The organism is Promicromonospora sukumoe (assembly GCF_014137995.1).
Taxonomy (GTDB): Bacteria; Actinomycetota; Actinomycetes; order Actinomycetales; family Cellulomonadaceae; genus Promicromonospora; species Promicromonospora sukumoe.
Genome location: NZ_JACGWV010000003.1, coordinates 427,530 through 449,107, shown reverse-complemented (window position 1 = coordinate 449,107; position 21,578 = coordinate 427,530). Strand labels below are relative to the sequence as shown.

General features: G+C 73.0%; 20 protein-coding genes. 11 read left to right on the top strand and 9 right to left on the bottom strand.

Annotation, left to right across the window (positions count from 1 at the left end; translation table 11 throughout):
- Positions 1-3: 3 nt before the first annotated feature.
- Positions 4-618: a SprT-like domain-containing protein gene (locus FHX71_RS26070; RefSeq protein WP_182620406.1), complete on the bottom strand. Its 615-nt coding sequence runs from the start codon at positions 616-618 to the stop codon at positions 4-6.
- Positions 619-745: 127 nt separating this feature from the next.
- A complete protein-coding gene (locus FHX71_RS26065; RefSeq protein ID WP_182620405.1) occupies positions 746-3,055 on the bottom strand; it encodes an LLM class flavin-dependent oxidoreductase in 2,310 nt (769 codons plus the stop codon).
- A 118-nt stretch (positions 3,056-3,173) separates the two neighbouring features.
- Between FHX71_RS26065 and FHX71_RS26060 the strand changes: the two genes are divergently transcribed.
- Complete coding sequence (locus tag FHX71_RS26060) at positions 3,174-3,701, top strand: MarR family winged helix-turn-helix transcriptional regulator (RefSeq protein WP_182620404.1); 528 nt, start codon at positions 3,174-3,176, stop codon at positions 3,699-3,701.
- 48 nt (positions 3,702-3,749) lie between these two features.
- Here FHX71_RS26060 and FHX71_RS26055 read toward each other — a convergent pair whose 3' ends face one another.
- Complete coding sequence (locus tag FHX71_RS26055; RefSeq protein WP_220490488.1) at positions 3,750-4,457, bottom strand: FadR/GntR family transcriptional regulator; 708 nt, start codon at positions 4,455-4,457, stop codon at positions 3,750-3,752.
- Positions 4,458-4,519: 62 nt separating this feature from the next.
- Between FHX71_RS26055 and FHX71_RS26050 the strand changes: the two genes are divergently transcribed.
- Genes FHX71_RS26050 through FHX71_RS26040 form a run of 3 tightly spaced genes read left to right on the top strand, consistent with a single transcriptional unit; the run spans position 4,520 to position 7,556 of the window.
- Positions 4,520-5,305, top strand: coding sequence for a (Fe-S)-binding protein (locus tag FHX71_RS26050; RefSeq protein ID WP_182620402.1), 786 nt, complete (start codon positions 4,520-4,522; stop codon positions 5,303-5,305).
- Positions 5,302-6,819 carry a LutB/LldF family L-lactate oxidation iron-sulfur protein gene (locus FHX71_RS26045; protein WP_182620401.1) on the top strand — a complete coding sequence of 506 codons (1,518 nt, stop codon included), beginning with the start codon at positions 5,302-5,304 and terminating at the stop codon, positions 6,817-6,819. Before FHX71_RS26050 ends, FHX71_RS26045 begins: the two co-directional genes overlap by 4 nt.
- Positions 6,816-7,556 (top strand): LutC/YkgG family protein, encoded by a 741-nt coding sequence (locus FHX71_RS26040; RefSeq protein WP_182620400.1) that lies wholly within the window; start codon positions 6,816-6,818, stop codon positions 7,554-7,556. Before FHX71_RS26045 ends, FHX71_RS26040 begins: the two co-directional genes overlap by 4 nt.
- A gap of 51 nt (positions 7,557-7,607) precedes the next feature.
- Here FHX71_RS26040 and FHX71_RS26035 read toward each other — a convergent pair whose 3' ends face one another.
- Positions 7,608-8,021, bottom strand: coding sequence for a DUF2000 domain-containing protein (locus FHX71_RS26035; protein WP_182620399.1), 414 nt, complete (start codon positions 8,019-8,021; stop codon positions 7,608-7,610).
- Positions 8,022-8,071: 50 nt separating this feature from the next.
- On the opposite strand from FHX71_RS26035, the gene FHX71_RS26030 reads away from it, so the two are divergent.
- The 3 genes from FHX71_RS26030 (at position 8,072) to FHX71_RS26020 (ending at position 11,217) form a co-directional block, all read left to right on the top strand.
- Positions 8,072-8,944 carry an AraC family transcriptional regulator gene (locus FHX71_RS26030; protein WP_312877225.1) on the top strand — a complete coding sequence of 291 codons (873 nt, stop codon included), beginning with the start codon at positions 8,072-8,074 and terminating at the stop codon, positions 8,942-8,944.
- A 340-nt stretch (positions 8,945-9,284) separates the two neighbouring features.
- A complete protein-coding gene (locus tag FHX71_RS26025; RefSeq protein ID WP_182620398.1) occupies positions 9,285-9,941 on the top strand; it encodes a uridine kinase family protein in 657 nt (218 codons plus the stop codon).
- A 70-nt stretch (positions 9,942-10,011) separates the two neighbouring features.
- Positions 10,012-11,217 carry a glycosyltransferase gene (locus FHX71_RS26020; protein ID WP_312877224.1) on the top strand — a complete coding sequence of 402 codons (1,206 nt, stop codon included), beginning with the start codon at positions 10,012-10,014 and terminating at the stop codon, positions 11,215-11,217.
- Positions 11,218-11,317: 100 nt separating this feature from the next.
- Here the strand turns inward: FHX71_RS26020 and FHX71_RS26015 are convergent, their stop codons facing one another.
- Positions 11,318-12,565: an amidohydrolase gene (locus tag FHX71_RS26015; protein ID WP_182620397.1), complete on the bottom strand. Its 1,248-nt coding sequence runs from the start codon at positions 12,563-12,565 to the stop codon at positions 11,318-11,320.
- A 238-nt stretch (positions 12,566-12,803) separates the two neighbouring features.
- Here FHX71_RS26015 and FHX71_RS26010 point away from each other — a divergent pair, with 238 nt between their 5' ends.
- From FHX71_RS26010 to FHX71_RS25995, 4 genes are all read left to right on the top strand, one after another.
- Entirely contained in the window at positions 12,804-14,021 is a 1,218-nt protein-coding gene (locus tag FHX71_RS26010; RefSeq protein ID WP_246403555.1) for a LacI family DNA-binding transcriptional regulator, read from the top strand.
- Between the two features lie 277 nt (positions 14,022-14,298).
- Complete coding sequence (locus tag FHX71_RS26005; protein WP_182620830.1) at positions 14,299-15,429, top strand: Gfo/Idh/MocA family protein; 1,131 nt, start codon at positions 14,299-14,301, stop codon at positions 15,427-15,429.
- A 74-nt stretch (positions 15,430-15,503) separates the two neighbouring features.
- On the top strand, positions 15,504-16,706 hold the full coding sequence (locus FHX71_RS26000) for a dihydrodipicolinate synthase family protein (RefSeq protein ID WP_376770168.1): 1,203 nt from the start codon (positions 15,504-15,506) through the stop codon (positions 16,704-16,706).
- A complete protein-coding gene (locus FHX71_RS25995) occupies positions 16,703-17,563 on the top strand; it encodes a sugar phosphate isomerase/epimerase family protein (protein WP_182620395.1) in 861 nt (286 codons plus the stop codon). Before FHX71_RS26000 ends, FHX71_RS25995 begins: the two co-directional genes overlap by 4 nt.
- A gap of 191 nt (positions 17,564-17,754) precedes the next feature.
- Here the strand turns inward: FHX71_RS25995 and FHX71_RS25990 are convergent, their stop codons facing one another.
- The 4 genes from FHX71_RS25990 to FHX71_RS25975 are packed head-to-tail and all read right to left on the bottom strand — an operon-like array spanning position 17,755 to position 21,540.
- Complete coding sequence (locus tag FHX71_RS25990; protein WP_182620394.1) at positions 17,755-18,459, bottom strand: DUF624 domain-containing protein; 705 nt, start codon at positions 18,457-18,459, stop codon at positions 17,755-17,757.
- Positions 18,456-19,295, bottom strand: coding sequence for a carbohydrate ABC transporter permease (locus FHX71_RS25985; protein ID WP_182620393.1), 840 nt, complete (start codon positions 19,293-19,295; stop codon positions 18,456-18,458). The genes FHX71_RS25990 and FHX71_RS25985 overlap by 4 nt, the downstream gene beginning before the upstream one ends.
- Complete coding sequence (locus tag FHX71_RS25980) at positions 19,295-20,245, bottom strand: carbohydrate ABC transporter permease (protein ID WP_182620392.1); 951 nt, start codon at positions 20,243-20,245, stop codon at positions 19,295-19,297. Before FHX71_RS25980 ends, FHX71_RS25985 begins: the two co-directional genes overlap by 1 nt.
- The gene (locus FHX71_RS25975; protein ID WP_182620391.1) at positions 20,245-21,540 is read right to left on the bottom strand and encodes an ABC transporter substrate-binding protein; all 1,296 of its coding nucleotides are present in this window, start codon (positions 21,538-21,540) and stop codon (positions 20,245-20,247) included. The genes FHX71_RS25980 and FHX71_RS25975 overlap by 1 nt, the downstream gene beginning before the upstream one ends.
- Positions 21,541-21,578: the final 38 nt, after the last annotated feature.

Genomic DNA, 21,578 nt, shown 5'->3' with positions numbered 1-21,578 from the left:
GGCTCAACGTAGCGCGCCGAGGTCGAACGGCTCCATGACCGTCCCGGCGTCCCGCTCCCGCGCCAGCCGCGCCACGCGCTCCTCGGCGCCCGGCCCGGTGGCCGGCACCTCGCCCACCTCGCGGAACGCCCCGCGGAGCTGGCTGTCGTACCGCTCCCCCATGGCCGCGTTGCGCCCCTTGTAGGTCCAGGCGATGAGGTTCGCCACGGTGAACCGCGGCCCGCACGAGCGGCAGGACATGATGCCGGACGGCCGCCGGAACCGGGTGGCCCGGTGGCCGTCCGGGCACGTGCCCACCCACGGCCCGTCGATCGACGGCGCCGACGGGTCGACGCAGCGCCGCCCCGAGCACCCGATCCGCACCGCCACGTCGCGCCAGGCCGGCCCGTGCTTGGCCTTGGGACCCGCGAGCGCGTGCGCCACCTCGTGCAGGATCGTGTCCCGCACCTCCCGCTCGTCGTGGATGCGGGTGAGCGGCGCGGACAGGCTGATGCGCTGGTTGCCGTAGCTGCACATGCCGGCGCGCCGCACGGCGTCGTCGAACTCGAACGTCCAGGCCTTCAGCCCGTGCTGGTCCATCAGCTCACGCGCCAGGCGCGATGCGGCGACAAGGTTCATGGGTACCCCTGCGGTGGTGGTTCAACGGTCAGATCGCGTCCGGCCGAACCGGACGCGATCGAACCTACGGGTTCTCACCCACACGCTCGTGAAGTTATCCACAACCCAGCGGCACAAGGCGGACCTGTCAGGCATCGCTCCCCGGCGAACCCGCGGCCGGGCCGGCCGGCGGGATCGGGAAGTTCGTCCGGAAGACGTTCGAAGGATCGTAGACCGACTTCACCTCCCGCAGGCGCGTGAGGGTCGGCTCCGGGAACGCCTCCAGCAGCCGCTCGGGCCTGCTGTCGGTGTCGAAGGACAGGTACGAGCCGTCCATCACGGGCCCGACCTCGGCGTCCCACGCCTGGTTGAGGCGGTCCTGGTCCGAGCCCAGGGCCGAGAGCGCGAAGTTCTGGTGCCGGTGGGCGTACGCGGTCGCGTCCGGGGCAACGTCGTTCCCCGCCCCGCCGGTGGCCCGGATCGAGGTGAAGTAGGACTCCCCGGTGGCGAGCAGGCGCTCGACCGCGCGGCTGGTGCCCTGGTCCAGGTGGGTCAGCAGCCCGGACCGTGCCGAGGGGTCGCCGCCGCCGGAGTGGTGGGCGTCCTCCTTGCGCACCACGCCCGAGTACGGCAGGAGCTGCGCCTGGTGCCCGAGCAGCGGGCCGGCGTCGGCCAGCAGCTCGAGCTGGGCGATGGCCTCGTCCGGGTCGGCGTCAGCGCCCTCGGCCGCGAACACGGTCAGGAGCTGCGCCATCGGCGACTGCCCGCGCCGGGCGCCACCGATGATCATGAACGACGTGAGCCCGCGGGGCGCCGCCTCGACGGTCGCGCCCCAGCGTTCCAGCAGGCCCGCGGTGTCGGAGGCGTCGAGCGTCATCTGCGAGAACACCACGTTCCCGACGGCGCCGGCCTCGACCTCCAGCCACGTGACGACGCCCATGTTGCCGCCGGCGCCGCGCAGCGCCCAGAACAGGTCCGGGTGCTCGTCGCGGGAGGCGTGCAGCACGCGCCCGTCGGCTGTGACCACCTCGGCCGCGACCACGTGGTCGATCGTCAGGCCCTGCAGGCGGCCCAGGAAGCCGATGCCGCCGGTCGTGGCGAGCCCGCCGACGCCCACGCCGCCGTAGTCGCCCGACGTGATCGCCCAGCCGCGCGGCGCCAGCACCTCGGCGACCTCACCCCAGGTCGCGCCCGCGCCGATCCGCACCCGACGCGTGGCCTCGTCGACCACCTCGACCGAGCGCATCCGGCTCAGGCTGAGCACCACGCCGCCGTCGTTCGTGGAGCGGCCCGAGATGCCGTGCCCGGCGGAGCGGACGGCGAACTCGACGTCCTGCTTCTGCACCCACGCCAGCCCGGCCGCGACCTCGTCGACGCCCTGCGGGCGGAGCACCAGGCCCGGCGCGCCGGAGCGGAGGTAGTTGTGCCGCACCGCGCCGTACTCGCGGTCGCCCGGCTCCACGGCGTGCGCCGCGAGCTCCGGCGGGAGCGAGTCGTAGTCGATGCCGTTGCGGCGCGCGGCCAGCGCCGCCGTGCCCCGGCGGGCGGCCGCGGGCGCCGTGCCGGCGGAGCGCCGCTCGGCCGCCACGGCCTCCCGCACGGCGGGCGCGACGTCCTCCGCGAACGCGCGGATCTGGTCGGGGTCGTCGCCCATGGCGATGAACCCGCTGACGCCGTCCTCCAGCGCCATCAGGGTGAGCTCCTCGACCCACTGGTCCGCGGGGCCCTGGAGCGGCCCGGACGACCGGTCGTTGATGTTGCCGCCCAGGTTCAGCAGCCGCCGGATCTCGCTGGGCGAGCGCCCGGCCTCCTCGGCCGCCTCGTCGATCGTCGCGTTGCCGCGCGCCAGGTCGCCGTCCTTGAAGTAGGGCAGCGAGGGCAGCCAGCCGTCGGCCTTGGCGCCGGTGAGCCGGAGCATGCGCTTCTTGTAGGCGCCGAGCCAGATCGGGATGTCGTGCGCCGGGGCCGGGCCGCGCTTGGCGCCGTCGACCTGGTGGAACTGGCCGGGCACGCGCAGCGGGGTGCGGTTCCCGGCGTCCCAGATGCCGCGCATGATCTCGATGCCCTCCTCGAGGGCGGTGACGCCCTCGCCGGGGGTCAGACGCTTGGCGCCCATCGCGACCATCGCGTCCCAGAAGCCGCCCGTGCCCACGCCCATCTCGAACCGTCCGCCGCTGAGCAGGTCGAGGCTCGCGGCGGACCGCGCGAGGTGCGCGGGCGGGCGCATACCCAGGTTGAGCACGTTCCCGGAGATGTGGATGCGCTCGGTCTGCGCGGCCACCCACGACATGAGCGTCCAGGTGTCCAGGAAGGACGGCTGGTAGGGGTGGTCCTGGAACGTGACCAGGTCCAGGCCGAGCTGCTCGGAGAGCTGCGCCAGCCGCACGGGAACCTGCGGGTCGCTGTTGGACGGGGTGATGAAGGTGCCGAAGAGCAGGTCGTGCCCGTAGTCGGTCATGCGTGCGGTGTCCCTCGTGTCGCTCTCGCCTGCCGCGCGTCACGGCAGATCGTCTGTCTAGCAGACGATATTACTCACAACTCTTCTTGAACGCCGCACATTCCACTAGGATGAGGCCATGAGCACAGCGCCCACCGAGACCCGCACGGGCCAGCACTCCCTGTTCGGCTGGTCCCTCGCCGCGCTCCTGCGCGAGTGGAGCGCCCGGGTCGACGCCGCCGCCGACGACCTGCCGCAGGGCACGCGCGGCTACCAGCTCCTCACCGCCGTGGTGCACGGCCACCTGCCGAGCCAGGCCGCGCTCGCCGCCTCGCTCGGCATCGACCGCACGGTGATGACGTACCTGCTGGACGCGTTCGAGGGCTGCGGGCTCGTGGAGCGGCAGCAGGACCCGGCCGACCGGCGGGCGCGCCGCATCGTCGCGACGGACCGTGGCCAGGAGGTGCTGGCCGCGATGGAGGCACGCGTCGCCGCCGCCGAGGAGGAGCTGCTCTCGGGGCTGGAGCCGGCGCAGCGCGCGGTGCTCCGCCAGCTCCTGGAGCAGGCCGCCGCGGGCACCGGCCCGGACCACGACCCGTGCCGCACGGTGGTCCAGGCCACCAAGGCGACCGACGTGTCAGACGCTCAGGTCACCCGGGGGACCTGAGCATCTGACACGTCAGCCGCGAGCGCGACGCCGCGGAACGGGGCGGGCTCAGCCCTCGCCCAGGCCCGTCTCGCGGTAGAAGCCCTCGATGTGCTCGCGCATGAGCCGTTCCGCCTCGGCGGCGTCGCGCCGGGCGACGGCGGCCACGATCGCCTCGTGCTCCGCGCACAGGCGCGCGGCAGTGCCCGGCCAGTCCTCGACGGCCCCGGCCCCGGTCGCGACGTAGGAGGCGACGGCGGCGCGCATGCCGCTCAGGATCGCCTCGACGAGCTGGTTGCCGCCCAGCCGGGCGATGCCGAGATGCAGGTCCTGGTCGCGCTCCAGGAACTCGGCGACGCCGATCCCGGGTACGGCCATGGCCGCGAGGTGCTCGCGCAAGGGCGCCAGGTCGGCGTCGCCCCAGGCGCCCGCGGCGGCGTCGCGGACGGCGCTCGCCTCGAGCAGCACGCGCGTGCGGACGACGTCGGACACCGGGAGCGTGCCGGAGGCGACGTGCAGCCGCACGGCCGCGCCCAGGCCGGCCGCGGGCCGGTCGATGACGGTGGCGCCCGCCGTCGGGCCGGAGCCGACGGCGGTGCGCACGATGCCCATCGCCTCCAGGATGCGGATGGCCTCGCGCACGGACGGGCGGGACACGCCCAGCTCCTCCGCGAGCGCCCGTTCCGCCGGGAGCCGTTCCCCGATGGTCCACTTGCCCGCGGTGAGGCCCGCCTCGATCTGGGCCAGGACGCGCTCGTGGGTTCTCACGGCCGCCATGCTACTTCAGTGGTCTGTCCACAGTGGGCTATGGTGTGGACAGACCTCGAAGGAGAGTGCACATGCGCATTGCCCTGGCCGCCACCTGCATCGCGGACGCGATGTTCCCGCAGGCCCCGAAGGCCGTCGTCACGCTGCTGGAGCGCCTGGGTCACGAGGTCGTGTTCCCGCCCGCGCAGGCGTGCTGCGGCCAGATGCACGTGAACACCGGCTACCTCGCCGAGGCCGTGCCGGTGGTGCGCAACCACGTGCGCACGTTCGCCCCCGTGGCGGACGGCGAGTGGGACGCCGTCGTGGTGCCGTCCGGCTCGTGCACGGGCTCGATCCGGCACCAGCAGCGGATGGTCCTGGAGGGCGCGGGGCTGCCGGCCGAGGCGCGGGCGGCGACGGCGGTGGCCGAGCGCACGTACGAGCTCTCGGAGCTGCTGGTCGACGTGCTCGGCGTGACCGACGTCGGCGCCTGGTTCCCGCACCGCGTCACCTACCACCCCACGTGCCACTCGCTGCGGATGCTCGGCGTCGGCGACAAGCCCGAGCGGCTGCTGCGCGCCGTGGAGGGGCTGGAGCTGGTCCCGCTGGAGCAGGCCGAGGGCTGCTGCGGGTTCGGCGGCACGTTCTCGCTGAAGAACGCCGACACGTCGGCCGCGATGCTCGACGACAAGGTCGCGAACGTCGTGGAGACGGGGGCCGAGGTGCTCACCGCGGGCGACTGGTCGTGCCTGATGCACATCGGCGGCGGCCTCTCGCGCGCCGGAACGGGCGTGCGGCCCATGCACCTGGGCGAGATCCTCGCCTCGACGCGCGAGGCCCCGGTGCACCCCGCCGACCGCGAGGAGGTGTCCCGATGAGCACGTTCCTGGGCATGCCGGCCATGCGCGCCGGCCGAGGGCCGAGCCCGGACGCCGCGCCCGGCACCCTCGGGGGCGTCGGGCGACCGGAGGACCCGCTGCACTGGGGCGCGACCTTCCCCGACGCCGCGAAGGCCGCGCTGGAGAACGAGCAGCTGCGCCGCAACCTGGGCAACGCCACGCGGACGATCCGCACCAAGCGGGCGCGCGTCGTCGGCGAGGTGCCGGACTGGGAGGCCCTGCGCGACGCCGGGTCGGCGATCAAGGCCGACGTGCTGGCACGGCTCCCCGAGCTCCTGGAGACGCTGGAGCGGAACGTGACCGCGCGCGGCGGCGTCGTGCATTGGGCGCGGGACGCCGCCGAGGCCAACCGGATCGTCGCCGACCTGGTGCGCGCCAAGGAGACGGACGAGGTCGTGAAGGTCAAGTCCATGGCCACCCAGGAGATCGGGCTCAACGAGGCGCTGGCCGAGGAGGGCATCGCGGCGGTCGAGACGGACCTCGCGGAGCTGATCGTGCAGCTCGCCGACGACATGCCGTCGCACATCCTGGTGCCCGCGATCCACCGCAACCGCACCGAGATCCGCGACATCTTCCTGGAGCGGATGGCGGACGCCCCGCCGGACCTGACGGACGTGCCGCGCGAGCTCGCGATGGCAGCCCGCGCACACCTGCGGCGCAAGTTCCTCTCGGCGAAGGTCGCGATCAGCGGCGCCAACTTCGCCGTCGCGGACACCGGGACGCTCGCCGTCGTGGAGTCCGAGGGCAACGGCCGCATGTGCCTCACGCTGCCGGAGACCCTGATCACCGTGATGGGGATCGAGAAGCTGGTGCCGACGTTCGACGACCTGGAGGTGTTCCTCCAGCTCCTGCCGCGTTCCTCGACGGGCGAGCGGATGAACCCGTACACCTCGATGTGGACGGGCGTGACGCCGGGCGACGGGCCGCAGGAGTTCCACCTGGTGCTGCTCGACAACGGGCGCACCAAGGTCCTGGCCGACGAGGCGGGGCGCTCGGCGCTGCACTGCATCCGCTGCTCGGCCTGCCTCAACGTCTGCCCCGTCTACGAGCGCGTCGGCGGGCACGCCTACGGCTCCGTCTACCCCGGGCCGATCGGCGCCATCCTGACGCCGCAGCTCACGGGCGAGAAGTCCGACCTGCCGTACGCCTCCACGCTGTGCGGCGCGTGCTACGAGGTCTGCCCCGTCAAGATCGACATCCCGTCGATCCTGGTGGAGCTGCGAGCACGCGAGGTCGCGCTCGCCGGCTCCGCGCCCGACGCCGGGGACCGGGTCTGGAAGGCCGCCATGAAGGCCGCGTCCTTCGCGATGGCCGACGGCGACCGGTTCCGCCGGGCAGCCCGGGTACCGCGGGCGCTGCGGGCGATCTCGCGGCACGGCGTGATCAAGCGGCTGCCGTTCCCCGGGTCGCTGTGGACGCGGTCCCGGGACCTGCCGGAACCGCCGAAGCAGACGTTCCGAGACTGGTGGGCCGAGCGGGAGGACGAGCGATGAGCGACGCCAGGACCGAGATGCTGTCGCGGATCCGGACGGCGCTGGGTGGTTCTGCTCCGGAGCCCGCGGAGGTGCCGCGGGTTTACCGCTCCGTGGGGGAGCATGGCGCCGGGTCTGACGCCGTGCTGGAGCTGCTGGTCGACCGGCTCGTGGACTACAAGGCCCACGTGCACCGGGTCTCGGCGGCGGAGCTGCCGGCGCTACTGGCGGAGCTGCTGCTGCCGGGTGCGCCGAAGGCCGATCCCGGGCGGTCGGCAGAAGGTCAGGTGGTCGGCAGCTCGGACTACCGATCACCTGACATTCTGCCGACCACCCGGAGGGCGGCGCGGAGCGTCGTCGTGCCCAGCGGGATCGATCGCGCGTGGGTCGCCGGGTTGGCGGGGGTGGAGGTGTTCAGGGACTCGCGGGAGGCGCCGCTGTCCGCCGTCGAGCTCGACGGGATCGACGCCGTCGTCACGGCCGCGCGGGTGGCGGTGGCCGAGACCGGCACCATCGTGCTGGACGGCGCGCCCGACCAGGGCCGGCGCGCCATCTCCCTGGTCCCCGACGTGCACGTGTGCGTGGTGCGGACCAGCCAGGTGGTGCAGACCGTGCCCGAGGCCGTGCGGCTGCTCGACGCCGATCCCGGCCGGCCGCTGACCTGGATCAGCGGGCCGAGCGCCACGAGCGACATCGAGCTCGACCGCGTGGAGGGCGTGCACGGGCCCCGGACGCTGCACGTGGCGCTCGTGTCCTGAGGTCTCGACAGGCTCGACCAGCGGAGCGGGGCGGCTCGACCGCCGCCGCCATCAGGGGTGCAGACGCGCGCCCTTGACCACCTTGTCGACGACGCGCCGCTCCCCCGCGACCGCGATCCCCACCAGGTCGAGCTTCTCGGTGGCGACGGCGGCGACGGCGGCCCGGTTGTCGACGTCGTTCCCCGTGGCGAACAGGTCGGCCGTGTAGACGCCGATGCGCAGGCCGCGGGTGGCGGCGCGCTCGCGGAACGTGGCGAGCCGTCCGCCGTCGGCCACCATGACCATGACCGGGGTGCCGAGCATCGCGAGGTACTCCTGGCCGTCGGCGTCCCGGTAGGTCTCGCCGACCAGCTCGGGGTAGGCAGCGGCCACCGCACTGGAGAGGAACGCCGTGACGTTGTTCTCCTGCCAGGCGAGCAGGTCGTCGCGGAGCACGATCACGATCTTGGGCTGTTCGAAGGTCATGCCGCCCAGCGTGCGGGCGGGCGGCGGCCTGGATCTTGTACGTTCTTGATGTGCCCCCGCTCGATCGCCCCGCCGGTCCGGCTCCGGCTGGTCCGGCCGCCGCAGGCCCGGCCCTCGCCGGCCCGGCACTCGCCGGCCCCGCCCCGGACGTGGTGCGCGCCTGGCGGCCCGCGGTCCCGGGTGTCGCCGAGGTGCTGCACGCCGCGTGGCACGAGCACGCCTACCCGGCGCACACGCACGACACCTGGACGGTGCTGATCGTCGACCGCGGCCTGATCGGGTACGGCCTGGACGGGCACGAGCACGCCGCGCGGCGCACCGGGGTGACCGTGCTGCCGCCGGGCGTCGTGCACGACGGCCGGTCCGTGACCGCGACCGGCTTCCGCAAGCGCGTGGTCTACCTGGAACCCACCGTGCTCGACGCCGGGCTCGTGGGGCGGGCCGTCGATGCGCCGCTGGTCCCCGACGACACGCTCCGCGCACGGTTCGCGGGCCTCGACCGGGCGCTGACCGTGCGCGAGGACGTCGCGGCCGAGAGCCTGCTCGCCCTGGTCACCGAGGGTCTGGCCTGGCACCTGACCGGACGCCCGACGCCGCCGCGCGAACCGCCGTCGGCCTCCACGGCGCGCCGCGCCCGCGACCTGCTCGACGCCGACCCGACCCGGCCGGTCCGCCTCGCCGAGATCGCCGCCGAGCTGGACGTCACCATGCCGCACCTGGTGCGCGCGTTCACGCGGGAGCTCGGTCTGCCGCCGCACCGGTACCTGGTGGGTCGGCGCCTGGACCTGGCCCGACGTCGGCTGCTCGCGGGCGAGCCCGCCGCCGACGTCGCTGCCGCCACGGGGTTCCACGACCAGGCGCACCTGACCCGGCACTTCCGCCGTCTGCTGCGGACGACGCCGGGCAGGTACCAGCGCGGCTGACCGGGGCCGGGCGGGCAGGCCGTCGTCGTCCCTCCCCTTTGAGACCTAAGTTTCTTCGCTTTCAGCGGCCGCAAAGAGGAGAAACTTAGGTCTCGAAGGAGAGGGTCGGTGCGTCCTCCTGGCTCCGAGATCGGGGCCGCCGGGGCGGGCGAGGTGGGCCGCTCGCCGGGGTCCGGTCGGCGCGGCGGGCCGCCGTCGTCCCTCTCCTTTGAGACCTAAGTTTCTTCGCTTTGGAGCGCCCCAAAGAGGAGAAACTTAGGTCTCGAAGGGGATGAGCATCACGCCCCATCGACACCCGCGACGCCGCACCAGCGGACCCGGTGCGGGAGAATGGGATCTCGTGACCGACCCCGTGACCGAGCCCGCCCTCTTCGACCTGCCCCCGGGCGCGCGGCGCCCCCGCGCGCGGGTGGTGCTGCTGACCGGGCCGTCGGGCTCGGGCAAGACGTCGCTCACGCAGCGCCTGGGCCTGCCGGTGGTGCAGCTCGACGACTTCTACCTCGACATCGACCACCCGGGCCTGCCGCAGCGGTATGGCAGCGTCGACTGGGACAGCCCGGCGAGCTGGGACGGCAAGGGCGCGCTGGCCGCGCTGCAGGAGCTGGCGACGGAAGGCCGCGCCGAGGTGCCGGTCTACGACATCCCGACGTCGCGCCGCACGGGCATGCGCCGGCTGGACATCGGCGACTCGCCGCTGATGATCGCCGAGGGGATCTTCGCGGCGCAGCTCGTCGAGGAGTGCCGCGCGGAGGGCCTGCTCGCGGACGCGATCTGCCTCTCGCGCCCCCGTCTGGTGACCTTCTGGTGCCGGTTCCTGCGCGACGTCGCGGAGGCCCGCAAGCCCGTCGTCACGCTGCTGCGCCGCGGCACGTCGCTGCTGCGGTCGGAGCCGGTCATGATCGAGCGGTGGGTCGCGCTGGGCTGCCGTGAAACATCACCCGCTCAGGCCGAGAAGGACATCCGAAACCTCCTTGTGCAGAAGTCCTCGGATACGTAATCCTCGTGTAACCGAATTGCCATGTGATGCACATCCGTGGGGCTCACCCTGGGCGCAGGAGGTGGTGTCTGTGATCCAGCGCAACGGCTTGCGTGTGCTCTCGCTCTACGAGGGCTTCTTCAGCGGCGGGGCTCGTGTCCTGCACTCGACAGTGGTCGCCGGTCTGCATCAGGGCGGTCGACAGCAGCATTCCGTGCTGAGCCTGCACCACGAGGTCCGGCGTGAGGCCACCCTCCAGCGGATGGAGGACGACCCCCGCTACCGCGCGCTGCGCGCCGCGGGCGTTCGGATCGGCTCCCTGGGCCGCAGCACCGACGCGAACCACGACCCGCGCGTGTTCACCGAGGCCGAGCTGCGGGCCGCGGCCCACCAGGCCGACGGCGCGCACGTCGTGCTGTCCCTGAAGGAGCAGCCGCTCCGCCTCGTGAACCAGGACGCGTTCCCGAACCGTCCCGTGATCGCCTGCCTGCACCGGTCCGACCCGGAGCACCAGGGCGACGCCCTGAACGACCTGCTGACCGCCGCCGACCGGGGGCGGCTCGCCGCCGTCGTCTGCTGCGCGGAGTCCACGCGCGACGCGTACCGGGAGGCGGGCGTGCCCGCCGAGCTGCTGCGCGTGGTGCCGAACGGCATCAACCTGGCCCGGTTCCGCCCGGTCCAGGGCGCGCGCCGGCTCGCCCTGCGGGGCGCCGCCGGCATCCCCGCCGACGCGACCGTCGTGGTCTACGCCGCGCGGTACGACGAGATGAAGAACCCCGAGCTCTTCCTCCGGTCGGCGCGGCTGTTCCTCGCGCAGGAGCCCACGGGCCGGGTGCTGATGTGCGGCGCGGGCATGAGCTCGGCCAACCCGGACCTCCAGGCCGACCTGGAGCGGATCTTCGGCGACCGCCCGGACCTGTTGGGGCGCCTGGACCTGCTGGGCGTGCGGCACGACATGGAGCTGGTCTACGCGACGGCCGACGTCGTCGCGCTGACCTCGACGTTCGGCGAGGCCGCGCCGCTGTGCCTCATCGAGGGCTCGATGTGCGGGGCCGTGCCGGTCACGACGCCGGTGGGCGACGCCCCGTCGATCGTCGAGCGGATCGGGTTCGTCACGTCGTACGACCCCGCCGAGATCGCCACGACGTGGATCGAGGCGGCGGCGCGGCGCGAGGAGCTGGAATCGGCGCGGACCGCGGTCCGGCCCCGGTTCAGCCACGTCCGGATGATCGCGGGGTACTCGAGCATCATCGAGCGCACGCACCGCGACGCCGGCTTACGCATGGCGCGGGTGTAACCCGGTCCGCGTGTTCGGCAGGACATCAGGTGGTCGGTAGGACGTCAGGTGATCGGTACCCCGGGGTGCCGATCACCTGACGTTCTGCCGATCACTCGTGTTACGCCGCGGTCGGGAGCCACGTTCGGGCGGCCGTGACCAGGGCCGTCACGCCGGTCTCCAGGGTCGGGTGCGGCACCGGCGCGTAGTGCGGCGAGTGGTTGGACGGCACGGTCAGGAGTGCCGGGTCGCTCATGTCGCCGGTCGTGAACAGGGCCGGGTCGGTCCCGCCGAGCAGCCAGTACGACAGGGGAGCGCCCGCGCTCGTCGCCAGGATGCCCACGTCCTCGCTCCCGGCCCCTGCCCCCGGGTCGAGCAGGTTGTCCGGGCCGAGCCACGAGGCGAAGGCGGCGAACGTCCTGGCGAGCGCGGCGTCGTCGTTGACGACCACGGGGAACCGCTCGATCGGGGTGATCGTCGGCTCCTCGGTCGCGCCGGCGATGATCGCCTCGCCGCGCACGATGCGCTCGACGGCGTCGAGGATCCGCTGCCGCACCGCCTCGTCGTAGCTGCGGATGTTGAGCTGCAGCTCGGCCTCACCGGGGATGACGTTGGCGGCGTCGCCGGCATGGATCGAGCCCACGGTGAGCACGGCGGTCGCCGTGCTCGGGATCTCGCGGGACACGACCGTCTGCAGGCGCAGCACGGTCTCCGCCGCCATCACGATCGGGTCGACCGACGCCTGGGGCATGGAGCCGTGCGCCCCGCGCCCGGCCAGCCGGACGCGGAGCGAGTCGGAAGCCGCGTACGACGCGCCGGGATGCCCCGCGATCTTGCCCGCGGGCAGCGGCGCCACGTGCTGGCCGAGCACGACGTCGGGGGTCGGGAAGCGGTCGTAGAGGCCGTCGTCGACCAGCGCCTGGGCGCCCTGGCCCAGCTCCTCGGCGGGCTGGAACACCACGAGCAGGGTGCCGGCCCAGCTCTCGCGGGCGTGGGCCAGCACGTCGGCCGCGCCCAGGAGGCACGTGGTGTGCAGGTCGTGCCCGCAGGCGTGGTCGACCGGGACCGTCTTCCCGGCCGCATCCGTCGCGGTCGCGGTGCTGGCGTAGTCCAGACCGGTCTCCTCCCTGACCGGCAGGGCGTCCATGTCCGCGCGGAGCAGCGCCGTCGGGCCGGACCCGTTCCGCAGGACGCCGACCACGCCGGTCCTGCCGACGCCCGTCGTCACCTCGAACCCGGACGCGGTGAGCCGGTCGGCGACGACCCGCGCGGTGCGCTGCTCCTGGAAGCCGAGCTCGGGATGTCGGTGCAGGTCCTGGTACAGGTCCGTGAGCGCCGGGTCGAACGGGACGTCCTGGGATGGGGTCATGGGAGTCCTCCGTCGTCGCTCCCCACGCTAGGCGCGGCCCGGATGCCCTGCGCGGCGGGGGGCGCTCGGGCCGGATACGGGTGGTCGGTAGGACGTCAGGTGATCGGCAGCTCGGGGTGCCGATCACCTGACGTTCTGCCGACCGTCCGGGCTCTCGACCGGGCCTCGCCGCGCCCTCGCTGCGCCCTGGGTGCGCGCTCGGCGACCACGAGCGCGCCGGACACGGCAGGATGACCTCATGTCCGACGCCCCCGTCACCCTGAGCCAGGTCGCCCGCGAGGCCGGCGTCTCGCTCGCCACGGCGTCGCGCGCGATCAACGGGAGCGCCACCCGCAGCGTCCGCGAGGACCTGCGCGAGCGCGTCCTGGAGGCCGCGCGCCGCCTGGCCTACTCGCCCGACCCCAGCGCGCAGGCTATGGCCCGCGGCCGCACCACGGCGCTCGGGCTCGTGGTGCACGACATCGCCGACCCGTACTTCTCCACCATCGCCGCGGGTGTGGCGCGCGCGGCGGAGCGGGCCGGACTGATCGTCACGCTCGCGTCCACCGAGCACAGCTCGGCGCGCGAGCTCGCGTTCGTCGAGCTGGCGCGCAGGCAGCGGTCGCGCGCGATCATCCTCGCGGGTGGCCGGCTGGAGCCGGAGGACGGCGGGGCTTCCGCGGGCAGCGAAGCACCCGCAGGCGGCGGAGCGTCCGCAGGCGGAGCCAGCGGTGAGCCGGGGGCCGACGGCGGACCGGGCCCGGGCGAGACCGGACCCGCGGACCCGCCGGTCGGCGCCGACGGCCCGTCAGCCGACGGCGCCCGTCCCGTCCCCGGCGCGCTCGAAGCCGCGCTGAACGCGTTCCAGGAGGCCGGCGGCGGGGTCGCGCTGGTCGGACAGCCGATCGGCGGGCTGCCGGTGGTCGAGATCGCGAACGCCGACGGCGCGGCCGACCTCGCCCGCGCCCTGCACGGGCTCGGCTACCGCTGGTTCGCCGTGCTGGCCGGCCCGGACGGGCACCGCACGGCCGCGGACCGAACGGCCGGCTTCACCGGAGCCCTCGCGGAGCTCGGCAGCCCCGTAGCGCCCGACGACGTCCTGACCTGCCCGTTCACCCGCGACGGCGGGTACTCCGCGATGGGCGACCTGATCAAGCGGGCCGAGGCGGGTCGGCTGCCGGAGCTCGTCTTCGCCGTCAACGACGTCATGGCGGTGGGCGCGATGGCCGCCGTCCGCGACGCGGGCCTGAGCGTGCCCGACGACGTGGCCGTGGCCGGGTTCGACGACATCCACACCCTGCGCGACGTGTCCCCCGGGCTGACGACGGTGCGCATCCCGCTGGCCGAGGTCGGCGAGCTGGCGACCGAGCTCGCGCTCGGGCGTGCGGAGCGGACCCGCACGACGGTGCGCGGCGAGGTGGTCCTGCGCGACTCGACGCCGCCCCGCCCGTCCGCGACCCCGGCCGACCAGTCCTGAGGTCGGCACCCCACCCGAGACAATCAGCCGCGAGGCCAGCACTCCCCCGGCACGCCGAAAATGAGATCGGCCCTCTGCATCGAGACCGGTCCAGCGTTGGACCGGTCTCGATGCAGAGTGCCGATCTCAGAACCGGCTGCCGAGCCAGCCCCCGAGACACCCCATGTACTCCCCCGGAAACGTGCGCTATTCTCGGTTGGAAAGCGCATTCCCAAGCGCTTGGAACCAGACGAACACCGACGATGGAGTCTCGCCCGTGACCACACTTCGCATCGCCATGAACGGCGTCACCGGCCGCATGGGGTACCGCCAGCACCTCGTGCGCTCGATCCTGCCGATCCGGGACCAGGGCGGCGTCACGCTCGCCGACGGTTCGCGCGTCCAGGTCGAGCCCGTGCTCGTGGGCCGTAACGCCGACAAGCTCAAGGAGCTCGCGGCCAAGCACGACGTCGAGCACTGGACCACCGACGTCGACGCGGCCATCAAGGACGCCGACATCGTGTTCGACGCCGCCATGACCAACCTGCGCCCCGCGACCCTGTCCAAGGCGATGCAGCAGGGCAAGCACGTGTTCACGGAGAAGCCGACGGCGGAGACCCTCGCCGAGGCCATCGAGCTCGCGCGGCTGCAGGCCACCACGGGTGTGACCGTCGGCGTCGTGCACGACAAGCTGTACCTGCCGGGCCTCGTGAAGCTGCGCCGCCTGGTGGACGAGGGCTTCTTCGGCCGCATCCTGTCGCTGCGCGGCGAGTTCGGCTACTGGGTGTTCGAGGGCGACTCGCAGCCGGCCCAGCGCCCGTCGTGGAACTACCGCACCGAGGACGGCGGCGGCATCACCACCGACATGTTCTGCCACTGGAACTACGTGCTGGAGGGCATCCTCGGGCAGGTCAAGACCGTGACCGCGCGGACCGCCACGCACATCCCGACCCGCTGGGACGAGCAGGGCCGCGAGTACACCGCGACCGCCGACGACGCCGCCTACGGCATCTTCGACGTCACGACACCGGGCGGCGACGACGTCGTCGCGCAGATCAACTCCTCCTGGGCCGTGCGGGTGTTCCGCGACGAGCTGGTCGAGTTCCAGGTGGACGGCACGCACGGCTCCGCCGTCGCCGGCCTGCGCGAGTGCCGCGCCCAGCACCGCGCGCACACCCCCAAGCCGGTGTGGAACCCGGACCTGCCGGTCACCGAGCCGTTCCGCGACCAGTGGCTCGACGTCCCCGCGAACGCCGACCTCGACAACGGCTTCAAGCTGCAGTGGGAGGAGTTCCTGCGCGACGTCGTGGCCGGGCGCCCGCACCGCTACGACCTGCTGTCGGCCGCCCGCGGCGTGCAGCTCGCCGAGCTGGGCCTGCAGTCGTCGGCGGAGGGCCGCCGCATCGACATCCCGGAGATCACCCTGTGAGCGCCCCGGAGGTCGAGCCTGTCGAGACCGGGGTTTCGACAGGCTCTACCAGCGGAGCGAGCCTCAGCCTCCCCGTGTTCGACGCCGAGGGCCGGGTCGCCGGCGCCGAGACCGTCGAGCTGAACGCCCCCGGGCCGTGGACCACGCCGTCCGCCCCGATCACGTCGCGCATCGCCTTCGCGGCCGCCCACGTGGTGCCGCAGGTCGGTGCGGAGAACGTGCCGGGCGCGCCCGCCGTCGTCGACTGGGACTCCACGCTCGCCTACCGGCACCGGATCTGGGAGCACGGGCTCGGCGTCGCCGACGCGATGGACACCGCCCAGCGCGGCATGGGCCTGGACTGGGCGGCGACCCAGGAGCTGGTGCGCCGCTCGGCGGCCGAGGCCGCGTCCGTGGGCGCGCGCGTCGCGTGCGGCGCGGGCACGGACCAGCTCGACCCCGCGGTCGTCGCGGCGCTCGAACCGGGCGACGCGGGCCTGGCCGTCGTCGCCGACGCCTACCGCGAGCAGGTGCACGTGGTGCAGGACGCCGGCGCGCAGGTGATCGTCATGGCCTCCCGCGCGCTGGCCAAGGTGGCCCGCGGGCCCGAGGACTACGCCCGCGTCTACGACGCCGTGCTGGCCGACGCCGAGCAGCCCGTCGTCCTGCACTGGCTGGGCACCATGTTCGACCCGGCCCTGGCGGGCTACTGGGGCTCGGACTCGGTGGACGACGCCACGAAGACGTTCCTCGACCTGATCCGCGCGCACCAGCCGCGGATCGACGGCGTCAAGGTGTCGCTGCTCGACGCCACGCACGAGGTGGGCCTGCGCCGCTCGCTGGCGGCGCTGCCGCCGTCGGCCGACGGAGTGCGCCCCCGGCTCTACACCGGCGACGACTTCAACTACCCGGAGCTCATCGCGGGCGACGAGCAGGGCCACTCGGACGCGCTGCTCGGCATCTTCGCGGCGATCTACCCGGCCGCCTCCACGGCGCTGCAGGCGTTCGACGCCGGGGACGCCGCGCGCGGCCACGAGATCCTGGCCTCGACCGAGGCGCTGGGGCGGCACATCTTCGCCGCGCCCACGTACTACTACAAGACCGGGATTGCGTTCCTGTCCTGGCTGAACGGCTTCCAGCCCGGGTTCTCCCTGGTGGGCGGCCTGCACTCCGGGCGGTCGCTGCGGCACCTGGTCGAGCTGGCCCGCCTGGCCGACGGCTGCGGCATGCTGCTCGACCCGCCCCTGGCCGCCGCGCGGCTGCGGGCGTTCCTGGCGACGAACGGAGTGGCCGCATGAGCCGGGCCTCGCTGAACACCGCGACCGTCAAGCACGCGACCCTGGCCGAGGCGTGCGAGGCGGCGGCGAACGCCGGCTTCGGCGCCGTCGGCCCGTGGCGCGACGTCGTCCAGGCGGTCGGCGCGCCGCAGGCGGCGCGCATCATCGCCGACGCCGGGCTCCGCGCATCGTCCCTGTGCCGGGGCGGGTTCCTCACCGCGGCCGACGACGCCGGCATCCGTGCCGCGCTCGACGACAACAAGCAGGCCATCGAGGAGGCCGCGACGATCGGCACGTCCGAGCTGGTCTTCGTCGTCGGCGGCCTGGTGGGGTCGACGCCGGGCGGCGCCCCGACGTCGGGCGTGGACCGCGACCTGGTCGCGACGCGCGGCCGGGTGGCCGACCGGATCGCCGACCTGGTGCCGTTCGCCGCCGAGCACGGCGTGCGGATCGTGCTGGAGCCGCTGCACCCGATCTTCGCCGCCGACCGGGCCGTGATCTCCACGCTCGCGCAGGCGCTCGACCTGGCGGCGCCGTTCGCGGCGTCGGAGGTGGGTGTGGTCGTGGACACCTATCACGTGTGGTGGGACCCGGCCCTGCAGCGGTCGATCGCGCGGGCGGGGCGTGAGGACCGCATCGCGTCGTACCAGGTGTGCGACTGGGCGCTGCCGCTCGCGGCGGAGCCGCTGAACTCGCGCGGGCACGTGGGCGACGGGTACATCGACTTCGCCACGATCACGGGCTGGGTGCGCGACGCCGGGTACGTGGGCGACATCGAGACGGAGATCTTCAACGAGCAGATCTGGGCGGAGCCGACGTCGAAGACGGCCGAGACGGTCCTGTCCCGCTACGACCAGCACGTGGCGCCGCACCTCTAGGCGCGCAACTCCCCTTTGAGACCTAAGTTTCTTCGCTTTGAGCCGGCTCAAAGCGAAGAAACTTAGGTCTCAAAGGGGAGTTGTGGTTCGGGGAGGGCGATCAGCGGCCGACGACGACCGGGCCGCCCCGGGCGGGCGGGCCACGGCCGCGCGGGGCCCAGCCGGGCGGGGCCTACGGCCGGGCCCGCGCCCTACGGCCGGGCCGCGGCACGCAGCGTGAAGCGGCAGGCGCCCCAGGCCGCGAAGAGGAGCGGGGCCGCCGCGAAGCCTAGGCCCACGGCCGGGCGGGTCGCCGCCAGGCTCACCAGCAGGCCCAGGATCACCAGCGCACCGGCCGAGAGGTACCAGCGGCGCACGCCGAGCACCAGCGCCGCGAGCAGCACGTCGCGCAGGCGCGCGTCCGGCATCTCGGGCACGGCGACGAGGGCGAGGACGGCGGTCAGCACCGCGACGGCGGCCAGCGTCACCAGCACGGGGATCGCGACCGCGCCCGCCGTCCGGCCCCAGAAGAACGCGACGTCGACGGCGGCCACGACGACGGCGCCCGTGGCGAGCGCCCCGATCGCCAGGCCGCGGCGCAGGTGCCGGCGCCAGGCGCGCGCGAAGGTGCGCACGACCGCCGTCGACCCGTCGGCGCTGAAGGCGCCGAACACCGCGAAGGCCGCGACGAGGGCCGGGCCGACGAGAGGCGCCGCCAGGGCGGCGAGCGGCCAGGTCGTGGCGACGTCGGTCGCCACGACCAGGACCACCAGGGGCAGGCACGCGACCGCCAGGAGCAGGTTGGTCATCAGGCCCGTGTAGACGGTCCCGAACACCAGCTCGTAGGTCTCGGGCCCGATCAGCGCCCGACGACGCCGCGGCGCGGCGGCACCGCCGGCCGCCCCCACGGCACTCATCCCTTCACGCCCGTCGTCGCGATGCCCTGCACGAAGTACCGCTGCCCGAGCAGGAAGATCAGCGCGATCGGCAGCACCGACAGCACGGACCCCGTCATGATCAGGGCGTGCTCGGCGTTGTACTCGCCGATGAACGACTGGAGACCGATCTGGATGGTCCACAGCTCGCGGTCGCGCAGGTAGATGAGCGGCCCGAGGTAGTCGTTCCAGGTGGAGACGAACGTGATGATCGTCAGCGACGCCAGGGCCGGCACGGACAGCGGCATGATGATGCGCCACCAGATCCCGTACTCGGAGAGCCCGTCGATGCGCGCCGCCTCGGACAGCGAGTCGGGGATCGACTCGTAGTACTGCTTCATGAGGAACACCCCGAAGGCGCCGAACGCCTGGAGCAGCATGATCGCCCACAGGGTGTTGTTCAGACCCCAGCTCGAGAGCATCTGGAACTGCGGGATCATGTACGACTGCCACGGCACCGCGATGGTGCCGATGTACACCAGGAACAGCGCGTCGCGCCCCGGGAAGCGCATCTTGGCGAAGCCGTACGCGGCGAAGCTGCCGGTCAGCACCTGCAGCAGCGTCACGGCGACGGAGAGGACGAGGGTGTTGCGCACCCACGTGACCATGTCGGCCTTGACCCAGATGTCGAGGTAGTTGCGCCACTGCACGGGGTCGGGGATCCACTCCACCGGCGCCGTGAACACCTGGTTGTTCTGCTTGAGGGACGAGATCACCATCCAGGCGAACGGGAGCATGATGCCCGCCGCGGCGAGGATCATCACCGTGTAGAGCAGCACCCGGCCGGACCTCCGGAGCGCGGACGGGCGGGCGGCCATCACGCTTCCTTCCGCTTGTTGTACACGAACTGCACCACGGTCACGATGATGCAGATGAAGAACAGGACGACGGCGACGGCCGAGGCGTAGCCGAACTCGAACTGCTCGAAGCCCTTCTGGTAGATGTACTGGCTGAGCACCAGCGTGGCCTGGCCCGGTCCGCCGTCGGTCATGACGAGGATCAGGTCGAAGACCTTGAAGCTCTGGATGGTGACCATGACGGTCACGAAGAACATCGTGGGCCGCAGGCAGGGCAGCGTGACGTTCCAGAACCGCTGCCACGCGTTGGCGCCGTCGATCCGCGCGGCCTCCTGCAGCTCGCCGGGCACCGTCTGCAGGCCGGCCAGGAACAGGAGCATGTAGTAGCCCATGTCCTTCCACGTGCCCACGATGATGACGGCGGGCATCGCCCAGTCCTTGGAGACGGTCCAGCCGGGCATCTCGCCGCCGATGAACAGGCTCAGGAACTGGTTGATCGGCCCGTACTCCGGGCTGAACAGCATGTTCCACACCACCGCGACCGCGACGATCGAGGTGATGTACGGGAAGAACGCGACCGTGCGGAAGAACGCGGCGCCGCGCAGCTTCTGGTTCAGCAGCAGCGCCAGCGACAAGGACGCGACGATCGTGATCGGGATGTGCAGCGCGGCGTAGTAGAAGGTGTTGCCGAGCGCGGTGTGGAAGCTCTTGTCCCCCACCAGCCGCGCGAAGTTGTCGAGGCCCACCCACTGCGCGGCCCCGAAGATGTTCCAGCTCGTCAGCGAGATGTAGAAGAGCGTGAGCACCGGTACGAGCGTGAGCACGGCGAAGCCGGCGAAGTTCGGCAGGATGAACGTCCAGCCGACCAGGGCGTTGCGGAGCTTGAGCGAGGTGCGGGGCTTTCGGAGCGGCGGGCGCTCGGGCTGCGGGAGCCCGAGCGTCCGCCGGTCGTCGGCGACAGGAGTCGCCATCAGCCGACCTCGTTGGCGACGCGCTCCTCGGCCTCGGTGATCGCCTCGTCCACGGGGGTGGACTCCGACATGACCGCCGAGTGGAGCTCGCCCAGGATGGTCTGGATGGCCGCCGTCTTCTGGCCCACCGGGTTCTCCGGCAGGGTGTCGTGCGTGGTGTAGGCGAAGCGGGACAGCTCGTCCTGCGGCACACCCTCCAGCCCGAAGATCGCGTCCGCCACGGCGTCGTCGATCAGGGCCGGCGTGATACCGATCTCGGCGAGCGCCGCGGCGCCGTCGGGGCCGGCGGCGAAGCGCAGGAAGTCCTTCGCGGTCTCGACCTTGGACTCGTCGATGTCGGAGCTGATCCCCATCGTCGTCGGGTCCCCGAACGTGACCGGGGTGTTCTCGGTGCCGGTCGTGGACTCGTCGAGCTGCGGGATCGGCGCGATGCCCCACTCGAAGGTGTCCGCGGTGCCCGACTCCTGCTCGGCCACCAGGGTGCCGATGTACCAGGAGCCCATCGGGAGCATCGCTGCCTTCTGGGTGCCGAACTGCGACTGGTAGGCCAGCTCGTTCGTGGTGACGGTCGCGTAGGACGGCTGGGCGCCGGCATCCTGCAGCGCGAGCTCGCGCTCGTAGTACGGGGCCAGGAACGAGAAGTCCCCGCCGTCGAGCGCGGCGCCCTCGGTCTGCGCGAGCGCGAAGCCCTGCACGGTGGACTGCCAGCTGTGCAGGTAGGTGCCGGTGACCTGCTTCTCGCCGATGCCCTCGGTGAGCTGCTCGGCGGCCTCGGCGTAGTCGTCCCAGGTCCAGGAGCCGTCGGGCAGGTCGACGCCGGCCTTCTCGAAGAGCTCCTTGTTGTAGTAGAGCAGCCACGAGTCCTGGCGGTAGGGCACCGCGTAGGTCGCGCCGTCGACCGACATCGGCTCCAGGCCGCCGGTCTCGGGGTCGAGCTCGCCGGCGACGTCCGAGATGTCGAGGAGCGTGCCGCCCTCCTGGAACGTGATGTAGTTCTTCAGGTTCTTCACGATGAAGACGTCGGGGGCTGCGCCCGCGGCGAGGTCGGCCGTGAGGGCGGTGTCGTAGTCGTCGCCCGCCGGGTACTCCTTGAGCTCCACGGTGACGTCCGGGTTGGCCTCGTGATAGGCGTCCGCGAGCGTCTGGAACTCGGGCGTGGACGCGAAGTCCCAGCCCGCGAGGCTGATGGTGACCGGGCCGTCGGCGGCCGCGGGCTCGTCCTGTCCGCCGCACCCCGTCAGGGCCAGCGACGCGGCGGCGGCGATGCCGAACGCGCTCATGATCTTGCGGTTCATTCCTACTCTCCTTCGAGTGAGTTCCTGCGACGCCCCGG